Origin of the sequence: Microbacterium sp. NPDC087591 (assembly GCF_044743625.1) — a bacterium.
In the GTDB taxonomy this organism is placed as follows: Bacteria; Actinomycetota; Actinomycetes; order Actinomycetales; family Microbacteriaceae; genus Microbacterium.
In genome coordinates this window covers 122,648-139,318 of record NZ_JBIUWU010000003.1, presented here as the reverse complement: position 1 = coordinate 139,318, position 16,671 = coordinate 122,648, and the positions used below count along the sequence as shown (strand labels likewise).

Annotated in this window: 18 protein-coding genes; 12 read left to right on the top strand and 6 right to left on the bottom strand. The window is 69.5% G+C overall.

From position 1 onward, the window contains the following. Positions 1-13 precede the first annotated feature (13 nt). A complete protein-coding gene (locus ACIOVG_RS15200) occupies positions 14-1,321 on the top strand; it encodes an ABC transporter substrate-binding protein (protein WP_400875174.1) in 1,308 nt (435 codons plus the stop codon). 68 nt (positions 1,322-1,389) lie between these two features. On the opposite strand, the gene ACIOVG_RS15195 is transcribed toward ACIOVG_RS15200, so the two are convergent. Beyond that, positions 1,390-2,109, bottom strand: a complete 720-nt coding sequence (locus ACIOVG_RS15195; RefSeq protein WP_400875172.1) for an SDR family NAD(P)-dependent oxidoreductase — start codon at positions 2,107-2,109, stop codon at positions 1,390-1,392. Then, a complete protein-coding gene (locus tag ACIOVG_RS15190; protein ID WP_400875169.1) occupies positions 2,106-3,023 on the bottom strand; it encodes a dihydrodipicolinate synthase family protein in 918 nt (305 codons plus the stop codon). The genes ACIOVG_RS15195 and ACIOVG_RS15190 overlap by 4 nt, the downstream gene beginning before the upstream one ends. A 113-nt stretch (positions 3,024-3,136) precedes the next feature. Between ACIOVG_RS15190 and ACIOVG_RS15185 the strand changes: the two genes are divergently transcribed. From ACIOVG_RS15185 to ACIOVG_RS15170, 4 genes are all read left to right on the top strand, one after another. Next, positions 3,137-4,060: an SMP-30/gluconolactonase/LRE family protein gene (locus ACIOVG_RS15185; protein WP_400875166.1), complete on the top strand. Its 924-nt coding sequence runs from the start codon at positions 3,137-3,139 to the stop codon at positions 4,058-4,060. After that, complete coding sequence (locus tag ACIOVG_RS15180; protein ID WP_400875163.1) at positions 4,057-4,698, top strand: bifunctional 4-hydroxy-2-oxoglutarate aldolase/2-dehydro-3-deoxy-phosphogluconate aldolase; 642 nt, start codon at positions 4,057-4,059, stop codon at positions 4,696-4,698. Before ACIOVG_RS15185 ends, ACIOVG_RS15180 begins: the two co-directional genes overlap by 4 nt. 111 nt (positions 4,699-4,809) lie before the next feature. After that, positions 4,810-6,285, top strand: coding sequence for an ABC transporter permease (locus ACIOVG_RS15175; protein WP_400875161.1), 1,476 nt, complete (start codon positions 4,810-4,812; stop codon positions 6,283-6,285). Positions 6,286-6,335: 50 nt separating this feature from the next. Continuing rightward, on the top strand, positions 6,336-7,061 hold the full coding sequence (locus ACIOVG_RS15170; protein WP_400875158.1) for an ABC transporter ATP-binding protein: 726 nt from the start codon (positions 6,336-6,338) through the stop codon (positions 7,059-7,061). A gap of 67 nt (positions 7,062-7,128) precedes the next feature. Here the strand turns inward: ACIOVG_RS15170 and gndA are convergent, their stop codons facing one another. Next, positions 7,129-8,577, bottom strand: coding sequence for an NADP-dependent phosphogluconate dehydrogenase (gene gndA / locus ACIOVG_RS15165; RefSeq protein WP_400875155.1), 1,449 nt, complete (start codon positions 8,575-8,577; stop codon positions 7,129-7,131). 56 nt (positions 8,578-8,633) lie between these two features. After that, complete coding sequence (locus ACIOVG_RS15160; RefSeq protein WP_400875153.1) at positions 8,634-9,524, bottom strand: NAD(P)-dependent oxidoreductase; 891 nt, start codon at positions 9,522-9,524, stop codon at positions 8,634-8,636. A gap of 98 nt (positions 9,525-9,622) precedes the next feature. On the opposite strand from ACIOVG_RS15160, the gene ACIOVG_RS15155 reads away from it, so the two are divergent. The 5 genes from ACIOVG_RS15155 (at position 9,623) to ACIOVG_RS15135 (ending at position 14,322) form a co-directional block, all read left to right on the top strand. Continuing rightward, on the top strand, positions 9,623-10,681 hold the full coding sequence (locus ACIOVG_RS15155) for a D-2-hydroxyacid dehydrogenase (RefSeq protein WP_400875150.1): 1,059 nt from the start codon (positions 9,623-9,625) through the stop codon (positions 10,679-10,681). Positions 10,682-10,700: 19 nt separating this feature from the next. Continuing rightward, positions 10,701-11,489 carry an IclR family transcriptional regulator gene (locus ACIOVG_RS15150; RefSeq protein ID WP_400875147.1) on the top strand — a complete coding sequence of 263 codons (789 nt, stop codon included), beginning with the start codon at positions 10,701-10,703 and terminating at the stop codon, positions 11,487-11,489. Between the two features lie 124 nt (positions 11,490-11,613). Beyond that, entirely contained in the window at positions 11,614-13,032 is a 1,419-nt protein-coding gene (locus ACIOVG_RS15145; RefSeq protein ID WP_400875144.1) for an MFS transporter, read from the top strand. Positions 13,033-13,075: 43 nt separating this feature from the next. Beyond that, complete coding sequence (locus ACIOVG_RS15140; protein WP_400875141.1) at positions 13,076-13,807, top strand: fumarylacetoacetate hydrolase family protein; 732 nt, start codon at positions 13,076-13,078, stop codon at positions 13,805-13,807. Positions 13,808-13,824: 17 nt separating this feature from the next. Then, positions 13,825-14,322: a gluconokinase gene (locus ACIOVG_RS15135; RefSeq protein ID WP_400875138.1), complete on the top strand. Its 498-nt coding sequence runs from the start codon at positions 13,825-13,827 to the stop codon at positions 14,320-14,322. A 28-nt stretch (positions 14,323-14,350) separates the two neighbouring features. On the opposite strand, the gene ACIOVG_RS15130 is transcribed toward ACIOVG_RS15135, so the two are convergent. Then, the gene (locus tag ACIOVG_RS15130; RefSeq protein ID WP_267901898.1) at positions 14,351-14,476 is read right to left on the bottom strand and encodes a hypothetical protein; all 126 of its coding nucleotides are present in this window, start codon (positions 14,474-14,476) and stop codon (positions 14,351-14,353) included. 223 nt (positions 14,477-14,699) lie between these two features. Between ACIOVG_RS15130 and ACIOVG_RS15125 the strand changes: the two genes are divergently transcribed. Continuing rightward, a complete protein-coding gene (locus ACIOVG_RS15125; RefSeq protein ID WP_400875134.1) occupies positions 14,700-15,308 on the top strand; it encodes a 50S ribosomal protein L25/general stress protein Ctc in 609 nt (202 codons plus the stop codon). A gap of 102 nt (positions 15,309-15,410) precedes the next feature. Further along, on the top strand, positions 15,411-15,992 hold the full coding sequence (gene pth / locus ACIOVG_RS15120) for an aminoacyl-tRNA hydrolase (protein ID WP_400875131.1): 582 nt from the start codon (positions 15,411-15,413) through the stop codon (positions 15,990-15,992). 22 nt (positions 15,993-16,014) lie between these two features. Here pth and ACIOVG_RS15115 read toward each other — a convergent pair whose 3' ends face one another. Further along, positions 16,015-16,656 (bottom strand): hypothetical protein, encoded by a 642-nt coding sequence (locus tag ACIOVG_RS15115; protein ID WP_400875128.1) that lies wholly within the window; start codon positions 16,654-16,656, stop codon positions 16,015-16,017. Positions 16,657-16,671 lie beyond the last annotated feature (15 nt).

Below are 16,671 nucleotides of genomic sequence, written 5' to 3'. Positions count from 1 at the left end.
AGGAGCAGTCTCCATGAACCTCTCGAACTCGCAGCTGAGTCGCCGGGCCTTCCTCGGCGGCGGCAGCGCACTGGCCGCGTTCGGCCTGCTCGCCCTCACCGGCTGTGCCACGCCGACCGCGACGGGCGTCGGCGCCGGCGCGAACGCCGCGACCAAGGCCAAGACCATCAACTTCTACGGCAACTCGCTCGGCGAGGAGGCGCTCAAGTCCGCATGGCAGGGGATCCTCGACGGGTTCTCGGCCCAGGCGGGGGTGACGGTCGCGCCCGTGATCTACCCCTACGACCAGGCCGCCACCCAGCTCGCCCTCACCGGGCGCTCCGGCAAGCTGCTCGGCGTCGGGCAGTCCGGCGGATGGCAGGTGCTCACGCCGATGAACGTGCTGGCCGACCTCACCGATCTCGCGAAGGGGCTGGGTATCCCGCAGGGCGTGCTCGACTCGTACACGATGGACGGCAAGCTGCTGGTGCTCCCGTTGACGGCGGCCGGCATCGGCATGATCACCAACGGCGAGATCGCCGAGAGCGTCGGCATCACCTCGGGCATGAGCGTGGAGAAGTTCGCCACGGCGCTCGAGAAGATCAAGAAGCAGGACTCCTCGTTGATCCCGTACGCCGCGGTCACGAAGAACCCCGACCTCAAGGACGCCGTGCACTGGATGTGGGGCTTCGGAAGCGATGTCGTCACGGATGACTTCACCTGCACCATCGGAGACGCCGAGAGCGTCGAGGCCATCACCTGGTACAAGTCTCTGCAGGACGCGGGGCTGACCCAGACCAACGTCGCCCGCAGCGATGCGCGCATCCTGTTCGCGAGCGGACGAGCGGCGATCTACGACGACGCGCCTCTCGCATCGACCTTCGTGAAGACGAACGGTGCGGCGCAGAACATCATCGACAACATCGGTGCGATCTCGCGGCCGACCTCCGGAGGCAAGGACTCGTTCAACCGGGCATGGGGCAGCGGACTGTTCGCGAGTGCCGGCGAGGGCGAGCTCACGAGTCGCGACTTCATCCTCTACGCGGCGACCAATGTCGAGGCCGCGACCGCCCTGTACGAGAACTCGGCCGTGGCCCCGGCGGCCAAGAGCGTGGCCGATCAGATCCCCGCGCTGGCGGCCGACACGTTCCAGCAGTCTTTCCGCACCGAGATCTCCGAGCACGCCAGGGGAGCCGCGTGGGACCGCGTGGCCGTCACGGCACAGATCGACGCAGCGATCGGCGGCGGCGTCGCCACGATCCTCGCCGGGCAGGTCGACGTGCAGTCCGGGCTCAACGCCCTGAAGAAGGAAGTGCAGGGGCTGCTCGACTCGAACACCTGAGTCGCCGCATCGACGAAGAAGGCCGCGTCCTCAGGACGCGGCCTTCTTGGTGCCAGAGCGGGGTGAGGTCAGAGCCAGCGCTCGCGCAGCACCGGCTTGAGCCAGGCAGCGGGCGATGAGATGGACAGGCCGCCGTCCACCGCGAGCGACGTGCCGGTGACGAACGACGCGGCCTCGGAGGCGAGGAACGCCACGACCGCGGCGACCTCCTCCGGGCGTCCGATCCTGCCGAGGGGATACCCCTCGGTCTCGCCGGTGTCCGTCGCCGAGATGCTGCCGGGCTGCACCGCGTTCACCCGGATGCCGCGGGGGCCGTAGTCGAGAGCGAGCTGCCGCACGAGGCCTTCCACGCCCGCCTTGGCGGCCGCATAGGCGGCGAGGGCGGGGGCGGCGAGTGTCGCGTTGACCGAGGTCACCGCGACGATCGAGGAGCCGGCCGCGAGGTGGGGGAGAGCGGCGCGTGCCACGAAGAACGCCGAGTCCAGCGTCGCGCCGAACGCACCGCGCCAGTCGTCGTCGCTCGTCGCCTCGGCCCGAGCGATCGGCATGCGGCCCGCGGCGAGCACGACCACGTCGATGCCGCCCAGAGAGCGCACGGCATCCGCGACGGTGAGGTCCGCAGTCTCCGGCACACTGCAGTCGGCGGTGAGGTACTGCGTGAAGACCGGGTCGCTGCTCTCCTCGATCCCGACGCCGACGACCCGGTCGCCGGCGTCGACGAAGGCACGCGCGATCGCGATCCCGATGTCGGAGCTGCCGCCGATCAGCAGCACGCCGCGACCGGTCATGCGCGCACCGCGAGCGGGAGCGGAGGGAGGGCGAGCTCTTCGAGGACAACGTGCACGGCTGCGCGGCTGCCGGCGTCGAGGCGAGCAGCGGGGTAGCGGACCGTGGCGTGCTCGATGATGCCGCGCGCTACCAGGATCTCCTTGTGCACCGCCCATGCGATGCCGCCCTGCAGTCCGATCAGCACGAGAGGGAGCATACGACGGAATGCGGCGCGCGCCTCCTCGACGCGCCCCGCGACGAAGTCCGCGAGGACCGGGCCGAGCAGGTCGGGGAACTCGCACGCCGGCATCGTGCCCACGGCGCCCCGCGCGTACTCCTCCAGGCAGAACTGGGCGTTCTGGCCGCCGAGCACGGCGAATGCAGGGTCGGTGATCGCATCCACCACGGCGCCGACCTTGGGGGCGGTGGGCGGGGACTCGACCTTGACCGAGTCGACGCCGTCGAGGAGGGCGAGCTCGGCGATGAGCGCAGGGGTCATGGCGACGCCGGTGACGCCGGGGGCGTCCTGGACCATGACCGACAGCGCCGTGGCATCCGCGACGTCCCCGTAGAAGTCGATGAGGGAGGCCGCCGGCGGCTTCACCATGAAGGGCGGGAGGACCATCAGGGCGTCGGCGCCGCCGTCCTGTGCGAGCTGCGCCTGCTCGATCGAGGTGGCCGTCGAGGTGCCGTTGACGCCGGCGATGACGGGCACGCGGCCTTCGACGACCTCGACCACGTCACTGAGGATCGTCCTGCGCTCCTCGGTCGTCAGGGCGAAGCCCTCGCTCGCCATCCCGAAGACGGCGACGCCGTCGACGCCGGAGGCGAGTTCGAACTCGACCAGCCGTCGGAGCCCCGCGCGATCGAGGGCGCCCGTACTGTCGAACGGGGTTGCCAGAATCGGCATCAGGCCGTGGAGTTTGAGAGCCATGGGCTACTTTCCCTGCTTCCGCATCGTCGGTTCGCACTTTTCGCAAGTATTATGCATATTGTGAGATAGTCTGCCACATAACGGTTATCCGCTACCAATGAAAGCTGTCAACGATGTCGCGTTCCCCGCTCTCACGCACGGTCGAGATCCTCTCCGACGCTCGCTACGTCCAGGCGGAGTCGCCGCGGTGGGACGGACGGGACGGCACCCTGGCGTGGATCGACATGGCGACGGGCGCTTTCCACCGCGGCCGGTTCGAGAACGGACAGGTCATCCCGGAGACGGCCGTGGTCGTCGGCGCGCAGATCGGCGCTCCGGTGCCTCTCGTCGCCGCGGGTGCGGGCTGGGCTGTCGCCGTCGATCAGGGGATCGTGCACGTGAGCGACAGCGGCGTCGTCTCGCCGCTCGCCAGCGGCGTGGCGAGCGAGGGGGACTACATGAACGACGGGGCAGCGGATCCCTTCGGCCGCTTCTGGGTGGGAAGTCAGGCGATGCCCCGCGATCCGCACTGCTCGTTGTGGAGCTTCGATGCCCGCGGCGTGGCGACGGAGCGGCTGCAGGGGGTGACCGTCTCCAACGGTCTGACGTTCGACCGCAGCGGATCCACCCTGTACTACATCGACACGCTGCCGCACCGGAGCATCGAGGCGTTCGACGTCGCGCCCGATGGCGGGCTCTCGAACCGCCGCACGGTGTGCCGGGTCGATGGGGGCAACCCCGACGGGATGACGATCGATCGGGACGGCATGCTCTGGGTGGCCGTCTGGGATGCCGGGGAGGTGCGCCGCTACTCCCCGGAGGGTGCGCTGGCGGAGACCATCGCGCTCCCCGCGACCCGCCCCACAGCTGTTGCTCTCGTCGATCGGCTGCTGGTGATCACCACGGCCAGTGTGGGGCTCGCTGCTCCCACGGAAGCGGACGGCGCTCTGCTCGGCGTCGAGGTGGAGGTGGGCGGGACTCCCGCTCTGCCCTGGGGCGGTACGCCGCCCCTCGTCCACGCGGAGCGCGGCGCGACGGGTGAGGAGGTGACGCGATGAGCACGGTCGACAATGCGCAGCTCCAGCGTCGGGTGGAGTCGAGCAGGATCGTCGCGATCCTGCGGGGGACGGAGGTCGATGCGACGGTCGCCGCCGCGCGGACGCTCCTGGCTGCCGGCATCCTCACGCTCGAGATCGCCCTCACCCTGCGCGATGCGGAGGAGGCGATCGCGCAGCTGGTCCAGGACGCCCCCTCCGACGCGCTCATCGGTGCCGGGACCGTGCTCGACGAGCGCGACGTCGATCGAGCCGTCTCCGCGGGCGCGCAGTTCCTGGTGACCCCCACCCTCAACGACTCCGTCCCCTACGCGGTGGCGCAGCGCATCGGCATCCTGCCCGGGGTCTACACGCCCACGGAGATCCAGCGGGGCCTCGATCTGGGCAGCGCCGCCGTCAAGCTCTTCCCGGCCGCGACCCTGGGACCCGGGTTCATCCGCGCCGTGCGCGACCCTTTCCCCGACGCCCGGATCATCCCGGTCGGCGGAGTGACGCCCGCCAGCGTCGGCGACTACCTCGCAGCCGGAGCCTTCGGCGTCGGAGTGGGCGGTCCGCTCGTCGGCGACGCGACATCTCCGGGGGGAGATCTCGTCGCGCTGGCCGCACGAGCACGGTCCTTCATCGACGCGGTAGGGCCCTGAGACGGAGCCGTCGCGCGTCCATAGTCTTCTCATCATCCGCCCCTCGAATCCGCATAGCAGCGCTCCTTAACGTCGATCTCGCCCCGCGATGTCCGCGGCAGAAGGAGAGAGATGTACGGAACATATCTGCGGCGCGAACTCGCCGGCCGCAAGAAGCAGACCATGATCGTCGCGATCGGATTGGCGATCGCGATCGCCCTCGTGATCATCGTGAACGCGCTCACCGCCGGTGTGCGGGATGCCCAGGCGCAGGCCCTGGAATCCGTGTACGGCGTCGGCACCGACCTCACCGTCACCGGCGCCGCCACCGAGCCGGGGGAGGGCGGTGGCCCGCGGTTCGAGTTCGACGCGGACTCCGGAGAGACCGACGGCGACACCACCACGCTGAACCAGTCGAGGCTCAGCACCGACTTCATGCGGGGCACGCTCGACGCCTCCGTGCTCGACACCGTGGCCTCCACCGACGGGGTGGCTGCCGCGACCGGGGCGTTGAGCCTCACGAACTCCACGTTCTCCGGCGAGCTCCCCAGCGGCGGCTTCGGCCCGCAGGATGGCGCAGAAGGCGGCATGCCGGCAGAAGGCCAGGCGCCGCCCGCCGGCGGAGCGGACGGCGCCGGTGGCGGCGCCTTCGACGTCGACTCGTTCTCGGTGCTCGGCATCGATCCCGCAGCGACGGCCATCGGCCCGCTCGCCTCCGTCGAGGTCAGCGACGGCCGTGCGTTCGACAGCGACGACAGCGGCGCCCTCGTCGCCCTCGTCGACAGCACCTACGCCACGACCAACGAGATCGCTGTCGGTGACACCATCGACGTCGCCGGGTCCGATGTCGAGGTCGTCGGCATCCTGACCTCCACGTCCGGCACCGCCGACACCGCGGCGAACGTCTACCTCCCTCTCGACACGGCGCAACAGCTCGCGGGTGTCGAGGACGTCATCTCCACGGTCTACGTGCAGGCGGACTCTGCGGCCTCGATCGACTCCGTTCAGGCGGCGCTCGCCGACGAGCTGCCCGATGCGACCGTCACCTCCGAGGCCGAACTCGCATCCACCGTCTCCGGCTCGCTCTCCAGTGCCACGTCCCTCATCACGAACCTCGGTACCTGGCTCTCGATCATCGTTCTCGCGGTCGCCGTGCTCCTGTCCGTGCTGCTCACGCTCTCCGGCGTCGGACGACGGACCCGGGAGTTCGGAACGCTCAAGGCGATCGGCTGGTCGAACGGTCGCGTCGTGCGTCAGGTGGCCGGAGAATCCATGGTGCAGGGCCTGATCGGCGGCGCCGTCGGACTCGTGCTCGGCATCGCGGGCATCGTGGCGATCAACATCATCCGCCCGACCGTGGCGGCATCTACCGCGAGCACGGGGCAGACCGGCCCCGGGGGAATGAGCGGCGGTCCCATGGGCGGCGCAGGGGGTCCGATGTCCCAGGCCACCCAGGCGGCGGACATCGTCCTGCAGGCGCCGTTCACTCCGTGGGTGCTGGTCGCAGCCGTCGGGCTCGCCGTGCTCGGCGGACTGATCGCCGGCGCGTTCGGCGGGTGGCGCGCGGCGCGACTCAGCCCGGCAGAGGCGCTCCGGTCGGTCGCCTGAGTGCTCCGGCCGCTCGACACCTCGGACAATTCGATTTCAAGGAGACAGACATGACCATCGCAGACCTGGCGCAGACGGCGCCGATGACAGAAGAGAACCGGCCGCTGTACCGCGCGACGGGCGTGACCCGCACGTACGCGCAGAAGGGACGCACGGTGAAGGCTCTGACCGGTGTGGATCTGGAGATCATGCCAGGGGAGTTCGTCACGATCCAGGGGCCGACCGGGGGAGGGAAATCGACGCTGCTGCAGCTGCTCGGTGCTCTCGATTCTCCGTCGACGGGCTCGCTCCTGCTCAACGGCAGGGAGCTCGCGACCGCTTCGGCGAAGGAGCTCGGGCGTATCCGAGCCGAGGAGATCGGCTTCGTCTTCCAGGGGTTCAACCTCATCCCCACCCTCACGGCCGCGGAGAACGTGAACATGGCTCTGGAGCCGATGAGGCTCGACAGGGCGGAGCGGCTGCGGCGGGTGACCGAGGCGCTCGCGCACGTCGGGCTCGAGGATCGCGGCGACCACCTTCCCACCGAGCTCTCCGGTGGACAGCAGCAGCGCGTGGCGATCGCACGGGCGATCGTGAAGCGACCGCGCGTGCTGCTCGCGGATGAACCGACGGGCAACCTCGACGAGAGCATGCGTGACGAGATCCTCGCGCTGCTCCAGTCGCTGTGCGCCGAGGGCATCACGATGATCGTGGTGACCCACGATTCGGCGGTCGCCCGTCGTGCCACACGCCGCCTCCGGCTCTCGAAGGGGACGGTGCAGGACATCACGCGCTGAACGGCATCACGGATCACAAAGGGGGCCCGGCATCGGCCGGGCCCCCTTCATGCTGTCCGTGACGGCGTCAGTGGGTGTCTTCTGCTTCGATCTCGGTGCGGTCGCCGGACCACTGGGTGTGGAAGGTTCCGGGCTTGTCGATGCGCTTGTAGGTGTGTGCACCGAAGAAGTCGCGCTGTCCCTGCACGAGTGCGGCGGGGAGCCGGTCGGCGCGGATGCCGTCGTAGTACGACAGCGAGGAGGAGAACGCGGGGGCGGGGATGCCGGCGGCTGCCGCGGCGATGACGACGCGGCGCCAGGCGGCCTGTGCGCGGGTGATCGCTTCGGTGAAGTACGGGGCGGTGAGCAGCACGGGCAGTGCGGGCTCGGCAGCGTACGCGTCGGCGATGCGGTTGAGGAACTGGGCGCGGATGATGCATCCGCCGCGCCAGATCTTGGAGATGGCGCCGAGGTCGATGTTCCAGTCGTACTCGGCGGCGCCGGCACGGATCTCGTCGAAGCCCTGCGAGTACGCGACGATCTTCGATGCGTACAGCGCCAGGCGCACGTCCTCGATGAACGCGTCCGGGTCGGCGACCGTGAAGGCCTCGTCAGGGCCGGGGAGAGATCCGGCGACGGCACGCTGTTCCGGGTGGGAGGACAGCGAGCGGGCGAAGGTGGCTTCGGCGATACCGGAGACCGGGACGCCGAGGGCGAGCGCGGTCTGCACCGTCCAGGCGCCGGTGCCCTTGGCGCCGGCCTGGTCGAGGATCACATCGACCAGCGGCTTGCCCGTGTCGGCGTCGACCTGGCGGAGCACCTCGGCGGTGATCTCGATCAGGTACGATTCCAGCTCGCCGCGGTTCCACTCGGCGAAGATCTCCGCGATCTCGGCGGGGGTCTTGCCGGTGCCGCGACGGATCAGGTCGTACGCCTCGGCGATCAGCTGCATGTCGGCGTACTCGATGCCGTTGTGCACCATCTTCACGAAATGTCCTGCGCCGTCGTGGCCGACGTGCGTGACACAGGGCTCGCCCTCGGCGACCGCGGCGATGGACTTCAGGATCGGGCCGAGCGTGACCCAGGACTCGTCCGAGCCGCCGGGCATGATGGACGGGCCCAGCAGGGCACCCTCTTCACCACCGGAGATTCCGGCGCCGACGAAGTTGATCCCCGTCTCACGCACGGCCTTCTCGCGGCGGATCGTGTCGGGGAAGTAGGCGTTGCCGCCGTCGACGATGATGTCACCGGGCTCGAACACCTCGACCAGCGAGTCGATCACGGCGTCGGTGGGGCCACCGGCCTTGACCATGATGATCGCGGTGCGCGGCTTCTGCAGACTGTCCGCGAACTCCTGATACGACGACGCGGGCACGAACCCGGCCTCCGGGTGCGCGTCGAGAAGCGACTGCGTCTTCTCGAAACTGCGGTTGAAGATCGCCACGGTGTTCCCCTCGCGGCTGGCGAGGTTGCGGGCGAGGTTCGACCCCATGACGGCGAGTCCGACGACTCCGATGTTCGCTGATGCTTCGGGCACAGATGGCTCCTCGATCGTGAAGAAGGGTTGCTTTCAGCGTATCGCTGTGTGCGGGGTCAGTGCGCCGCTGTGTCACGGTTTGCGACGAAGCGGCGCGTGACGCTGATGTCGCGGTCGCCGAGGCCGTCCGCGACGATCTCGTCGAAGGCCGCGCGGAGGGTGGGGAGCAGGATCGCCGCCGTCCCGGTGGCGTCCGCGATGTCCGCGGCGAATCCGAGGTCCTTCACCATGTACTGCGCGATCCCGCTGGGGGAGTCGTCGCCCGAGACGAGCTTCTCCCTGCGCGAGTCGAGCAGGCGGGAGCCGGCGTAGCCGCCGCCGAGCAGCGACCAGAGCGCGTCCAGGTCCAGTCCCGACCGCTCGGCGAGCACGGTGGCCTCTCCCAGGGCGAGGATGGTCGCCGACACCACGAGCTGATTGCAGGCCTTGGCGACCTCACCGGCACCCAGGGGGCCGAGGTGGACAGGGGAGCCGCACGACGCGAGCACTTCGGCGGCGATCGCGGCGTCGTCGTCCGCGCCCCCGAGCATGATCGACAGCGTTCCGGCGATCGCGCCATCCTCCCCGCCCGACACCGGGCAGTCCACGATGCGCACGCGCCCCTCGGTCTGAACGTGCAGGCGTTCCGCCAGTCGGCGCACAGCCGGTGCGGAGGAGGTGGAGCCGATCAGGATCAGCAGCTCGCCCGAACCTGCGAGCAGGCCGTCCGGCCCGTCGAGCAGCTCCTCGAGCTGAGGAAGATCGGGGAGCATCACCAGCAGGACGTCTACGCTGGAGGCGAGCGCGCGTGGCGTCTCCGCCCAGGTCGCTCCTGCAGCGACGAGTTCCGGTTGGGGACGACGCGCGTGGATCACGAGGTGACCGCGGGCGGCCAGGAGATGATCGGCCATGGGGCGACCCATGACGCCGAGACCGATGACGCCGACGTCGGCGGTTGAGGCATTCATGGTGTCACGGTAGCAAAGATCCAACCCAGCGGACAGGGTTCAGCTAGATGGATCTGGGTTAGAGTGGCACCCATCGACTTCCCGAGGAAGGGATCAACATGGCCGGAACCGAGAACCGCTTGCGTGTCGTCGTGGCGGTGCCGTTGCGCGAGGAGCTCTGCCGACTGATCGAGGAGCTCGAGCCGCGGATCGAGCTCATCCGCGATCACACGCTGCTCCCCCCGATGCGCGGACCGGCCGACTGGTCGGGCGATCCGGAGTTCGTCCGCACCCCGGAGCAGCAGGAGGCGTTCGATGCGCTGGTGGATTCGGCCGATGCGCTCTTCGGCATCCCCGATGTCGCGGCCTCCGAGCTTGCGCGCACCGTCGGTGCGAACCCGGGCCTTCGCTGGGTGATGACCACGGCTGCCGGCGGCGGTGGCACGGTGAAGGCTGCCGGCCTGGACCGCGCGGCGCTGGATCGTGTCGTCTTCACCACGAGCGCGGGTGTGCACGGCGGCCCGCTGGCGGAGTTCGCGGTGTTCGGCATCATCGCCGGAGCCAAGGGTCTGCCCCGCCTCCTGGCTGATCAGTCCAGCCGCACGTGGCCTGACCGCTGGGAGATGCGTCAGGTCGACGAGATGACCGTCCTGGTCGTCGGCCTCGGCGGGATCGGCGCGGAGTGCGCTCGCCGTTTCTCCGCGCTCGGCGCGAGGGTCTGGGGCACGACGCGCTCCGGGGAGCCGGTCGAGCACGTCGAGCGGCTCGTGCCACTCGACCAGCTCGTGGCCGCCGTCGCCGACGTCGATGCGATCGTCGTCACGCTTCCCGGCACCGCCCAGACGCACCACCTGATCGACGCTGAGGTGCTCGCCGCGGTGAAACCCGGAGTCATCATCGCCAGCGTCGGCCGAGGCACGGTCATCGACGAGGGGGCGCTGCTGTCAGGGCTCGACGATGGACGGATCTCGTTCGCGGCACTGGATGTCTTCGAGCAGGAGCCGCTCGAGGAGTCGTCACCGCTGTGGACCCATCCGCGCGTGCTGGTCAGCCCGCACACGGCAGCGCTCAACTCGAAGGAGGAGGAGCGGATCGCCCGCCGCTTCGCCGAGAACGCGGCGCGCCTGCTGGATGGCGAGCCGCTGCGCGCAGTCGTCGATACGGTCGAGTTCTACTGACCACGAGAGAGGCCCGTGCATGGACGACGACAGTCGTGAGGGACGTGACCCCGCGCCGGCGGTGACGCGCAGCATCCGTCTGCTCGGGCTGCTCGCCGAAGCGGGAGGCCCGCGCACGCTCACCGAGCTCGCGGGCGATCTCGGGCTGGCGAAGTCGTCGACAGCGAATCTCTGTCTCGCCCTCGAGGGTGGGGGCATGATCGAGCGGACCCCGCAGGGCTATCGCCTCGGACTGCGCACCGCCGAGCTGGGTGGCGCCTTCGCCGCGCAGTTCAATCAGGTGCGTGAGTTCTACAGCGTCTGCGAAGCGTCGCCGGTGCTGCACACCGAGCTGGTGCAGGTCGCCATGCTCGACGGGTCCGACGCCCTGTACCTCGCGCGTCATGAGGGCTCGCAGTCGCTGCGGCTCGGAACGCCGCTCGGCTCGCGCCTGCCGGCGCCGCTCTCGGCGACGGGCCGCGCGCTGCTGTCCGCGATGACCGATGCCGAGGTCATCGCGCTGCTGGGCGAGGACGCCGTGTTCCCCGCGCTCACCGAGCGCAGCACCACCACGATGAGCGCGCTGCTGGACGTGCTCGAAGCGGCGCGACGCCGCGGCTGGTCCATCGATGCCGAGGAGTCGCTGCGCGGCGTCGTCGGCGTGGCTGTGCCGCTGAGCGCCTGGGCGCCGTCCGATCCGCCGCTCGCCCTCGGCGTGGCGATCAGGGCGGGCGAGGCCGACTACGAGCGCATCGAGCGTGTCGGCGGCGCGCTGCGTGAGGCTGCCGCCGTCCTCACGAACCCGTTCAGCGCCGCCGCCCGGCGCTGACCCCGGGCGCGCTCAGGTGTCCGTCGAGAAGAGTGCTACGTCCAGCGTCGGTCCAAAGGGTTGAACTGCATCCAACAGGCTGATATCGTCAACCTCACGCCGTTGGCGAAGCCGATCGAAGGAGATGGCAGTGACCAAGACCAGCACCCCCGCCGAAGCAGTGCCGGATGACCCGGAGTACGCGGCGAACCTGCGCAGGGCGACGCTCGCCTCGAGCATCGGCAGCGCACTGGAGTACTTCGATTTCGCCCTGTACGGGCTCTCGACGGCCCTGATCTTCAACGTCCTGTTCTTCCCCCAGGGCGACCCCGCGATGGCGACCGTCGCGGCGTTCGCGACCTTCGGCGTCGGCTTCCTGGCCCGCCCGTTCGGCGGTCTGTTCTTCGGCGTCCTCGGCGACAAGCTCGGACGCAAGTGGGTGCTGGTCGCCACCATCCTCCTGATGGGAGGAGCATCGACCGCCATCGGCCTGCTGCCCACCTATGAGGCGATCGGACTCTGGGCGCCGGTCCTGCTGGTGCTCATGCGACTGCTGCAGGGGTTCGGCGCCGGAGCCGAGCAGGCGGGAGCAACCGTGCTGATGGCCGAGTACGCGCCGGTGAAGCGCCGCGGATTCTTCTCCGCACTGCCGTTCATCGGCATCCAGGCGGGCACTCTGCTCGCGGCCGTCGTGTTCAGCCTGATCACGCTGCTGCCGGAGGACCAGCTGCTGAGCTGGGGCTGGCGGGTGCCGTTCCTGGCGTCGTTCGTGCTGATCCTCCTCGCCCTGTTCATCCGCATGCGCCTGCGCGAGACGCCGACGTTCGTGGAGCTCGAGAAGCACGAGCAGATCGCCGAACGGCCCATCCGCGACATCTTCACGCACGGTCTGCCCGGCGTCATCGTCGGCATCGGCCTGCGGATGGCCGAGAACGGCGGCTCCTACATGTTCAACACGCTGGGGCTGGCGTTCTTCGTGGCCGTGGCCGGCGACACCGCCGACAAGAGCCTGCTCACCTGGGGAGTCACGCTCGGGTCGCTGATCGGCATCTTCTCTGTGCCGATCACCGGGCATCTGTCCGATCGCTTCGGCCGCCGCACCGTCTACCGGTTCGGCGCGGTGTTCATGCTGATCTACACGTTCCCCGCCTGGTGGCTGCTGTCGCTCGGCAACCACGCGATCGCCATCGGCGTCATCGCAGTCGGCATCGGCGTCGCGGTGAACAGCATGCTCGGACCGCAGTGCGCCATGCTCCCCGAGCTGTTCGGCAACCGTCATCGCTACCTCGGCGTCGCGATGGCCCGCGAGATCTCCGCCGTGCTCGCCGGCGGCCTCGCCGGAGTCCTCGGCGCCTACCTGATCGCCGTCACCGGCGGCAACTGGGTGCTGCTCGCGACCTACATGGCCGTGCTCGCGCTGATCACCACCGCATCCACCTTCCTCGCACCCGAGACCCTGCGCCGTGACCTCACGCGCGTCGACGACGCGATCAAGGTGTCGCGCGGCGAAGGCGGAGACGACGTGTTCGCGACCACCGTGTCGATCACGGCGGTCGGTCGATGAGCGGCGCGGCGTCGCTGCCTCCCGCGGCGACGGTGGGGATCTGATGCGCGTCGTTCGGGTCGCGACCCCGGCGGGTCCGCGCTTCGCCAGGCTCGACGGCGCGGGTTTCGTCCCCATCGAGGATCCGTTCCGCGCAGCTGCGGAGGGGCGCATGCCGTCGGATGCCGGAGATCCCCTCGACGGAACGATCCTGGCGCCGGTCGATCCCCGTGTCGTCGTCGGCATCGCACAGAACGGTCCGGGACATCCCTCGCCGGTGCAGGCCTGGCTGAAGAGCCCGCGCACGGTCGTCGGCACCGGCACCCAGGTGCACGTCAGGCGGGACGCCGGCACCCCCGTCGCCGAGGGGGAGATCGCCGTCGTGATCGCACGGTCCACGATCGGTCTCACCGCCGAGAATGCACACGAGTTCGTGTTCGGCGTCACGGCGGTCAACGACCTCTCCAGCCCTGATCGAGGGGAGTGGGATCCGCGCAACTTCGAATCGAAGTCGGGCGACGGGTACACGCCGCTCGGGCCCTGGATCGACACGGATGCCGACATCGACGACGTCGAGCTCGAGCTGCTCGTCGACGACGTGGTGATGTGCACGACGGGCAGCCGCGAGCTGCCGATGTCGATCCGCGACTGCCTGGCCTACGTCGCCTCCTGGTCGACCCTGGGTGCCGGCGACGTCGTCATGACGGGCGCGCCTCGAGCGCAGACTCCGGTGAGCCGCGGTCAGACGGTCACCGTGCGGGTTGCGAGAATGGAGCTTGTCACACCGCTGGTGTGACGTCGAGCGATGGAGGAATGACAATGCGGATCGTCGTGATGGGACCGAGCGGCTCGGGGAAGTCCACGGTCGGGCGCTCACTCGCCGAACGCATCGGGGCGCGATTCATCGACGCCGACGACCTTCATCCGCTCACCAACGTCGAGAAGATGGCGGCCGGGATCCCGCTCGACGACACGGATCGGATGCCGTGGCTCGCCGTCGTGGGTGCTGCTCTGAGCGATGCCGCTCATATCGTGATCGCCTGCTCGGCGCTCAAGCGCTCCTATCGTGACGCGATCCGTGCCCAGGCGCCGGATGCGTTCTTCGCAGAGCTCTCGGTCAGCCGAGCGGCCCTCGAGGCGAGGGTCCTCTCGAGAGGGGACCATTTCATGCCGGCATCGCTGGTCGAGTCGCAGCTGCAGACGTGGGAGCCGCTGCAGGCGGACGAGCGGGGCATCAGCGTCGACGAGTCGGCGGATGTCCAGGAAGCGACATCCATCATCAGCACGGCCACGGAGGCGCGCGCCGGGTGAGGCGTGACCGGGGACGGAGCCCGGAGCGTCAGTCCTTGCGGTAGCCCGAGCGGCCGAGCGAGAAGAGCGCGATGAACGACGTCACTGCGGCGCACACCGTCATGGCTCCGATGACCCAGAGGAGTACGTGCGAGAGGAAGGCGCCGTCGAGCATGAGGTCTCCGTGATCTGCAGAAGGGAACGGTGTACTCAGCCTATCGGGTCATCCGGTACCATTGAGCCTGTACCTCGGCGAGGGATGCTTCAGCGCGTGCGCTGTCATCCGTTATCGACGCGGCGAAGCAAGCCCGGTGGCTTTCCTCACGCGTCCGCGTTCGAGATCGCTATTCACAGACCACCGCGCGGCACCTTCGCTGCGTGTTCCGAAGGAGAACCTCATGTCTGAAGACACCAAGGTCCACGCCGAGCTCCGCGCGAGCTTCGGCAAGGGCTTCGCCCGTCGCCTGCGCGCCGCCGGCAAGATCCCCGCCGTCATCTACGGTCACGGCACCGAGCCCGTGCACGTCGCACTGCCGGGCCACCAGGTCTCGCTGCTCCTGCGCCGCGCCAACGCGCTGCTCGAGCTCGACATCGAGGGCACGCCGCAGCTCGCCCTGGTCAAGGACGTCCAGAAGGACCCCGTGCACCAGATCATCGAGCACATCGACCTGCTCGTCGTGAAGAAGGGCGAGAAGGTCGCCATCGACGTGCCGATCATCGTCGTGGGCGAGCCGGCTGCCGGCACGACCGTCAACCAGGACGCCAACACGATCTCGATCGAGGCCGAGGCGACCCACATCCCGCAGAACATCGAGGTCTCGGTCGAGGGTCTCGAAGACGGCGCGCACATCACCGCTGCCGACGTCGTCCTCCCCAAGGGCTCGTCGCTGCTGACCGACGCCGACGTGCTCGTCGTCGCGATCTCGATCCCCGCCGAGCAGGACCTCGGCGAAGAGGACGAGGCCGCTGCAGGCGAAGAGGCAGCCGAGGAGGCCGCCGCGGAGTGATCTCCGACAGTTTCACCGCAGAGGGGACGCGATCCGATCGCGTCCCCTCTGTCGTATCCTGACCGGGTCGCAGACGGCTCGGCGCGAGAGGACGAGAAGAACATGACATCGACCTGGCTCGTGGTCGGACTCGGCAATCCGGGGCCCCGGTACGAGACGACGCGTCACAACATCGGCCAGATGGTCGTGGACGAGCTCGCCGCCCGTCGCGGCGAGAGCTTCCGCGAGCACAAGGGAGGTGCGCGGGTCGTCGAGACCTGGTTGCGCCCCGGTGCCGACAAGCTGGTGCTCGCCAAGCCCAACACCTTCATGAACGTCTCCGGCACGCCGGTCGCTGCTCTTGCACGCTTCTACTCCGTGCCGCCGGAGCAGATCGTGGTCGTGCATGACGAGCTCGACATCCCGTTCGACACGGTCAAGCTCAAGATCGGCGGAGGCCATGGCGGTCACAACGGCGTGCGCGACGTCGCGCGGGCCATCGCCACCGCGGACTTCCCGCGCGTGCGCGTCGGCATCGGACGCCCGGTCGGACGTCAGGACCCCGCGGACTGGGTGCTCTCGCCGTTCGGCAAAGACGAGCGAGCGAACCTGCCGATCCTGATCGACGATGCTGCGGATGCCGTGGAGCTCCTCGTCGCCGAGGGACTGGTCGCCGCCCAGCAGAAGCACCACGCGCCGCGCTGAGTGCGGCACGTGGTGCGCGGGATCAGCTGTAGAGGCCTGCGGTTCCGGCCGCCCCTCCGAGCGTGAGTGCGACCAGCACCACCAAGAAGAAGATCACCGGGCCGACGGCCGAGACGATCAGCGCCGCGATGCCCTGTCCACGTCCCTGCTTGCGGACGATGGCGAGGATGCCGATGACGATCGCCACGATGCCGAGGATGGTTCCTGTCCAGAACGCCAGTTCCGCCCACAGCACCTGGTCGCGCGCGGGGGAGAGCCACGCGAGCGAATCGAAGTCGTCGACGCGCGTGGCGGCCTCGGGAATACGGCGACCGATCTCGTACGTGGCGACTCCCACGACGATGGGCGTGACCACCGCCGCGACCAGCGAGAAGAGCAGCGCGAGGATGCCGAGCAGCCCGGACTTGCGCGGAGCGGCGTCCGGCACGGCGTAGCCTCCTGCCTGCTGCGTGTAGCCGCCGACCGGTACCTGATAGGCACCGGGAGGGGCCGAGTACGCCGTCGGCGCGACCGCGTACTCGGCAGCAGGAGCTGTCGGGTACGCGGGGCCGGTCGGCGGTGCAGGGTACGGCGGCGCGACCGGAGGCGGCGGAACCGCGCCGGTCGGCGCAGGGGGAACAGGAGGAACGGCGCCGGACGGCGGGGGCAGCTGCGGATCGGTCACGCCCCCATCCTAGGG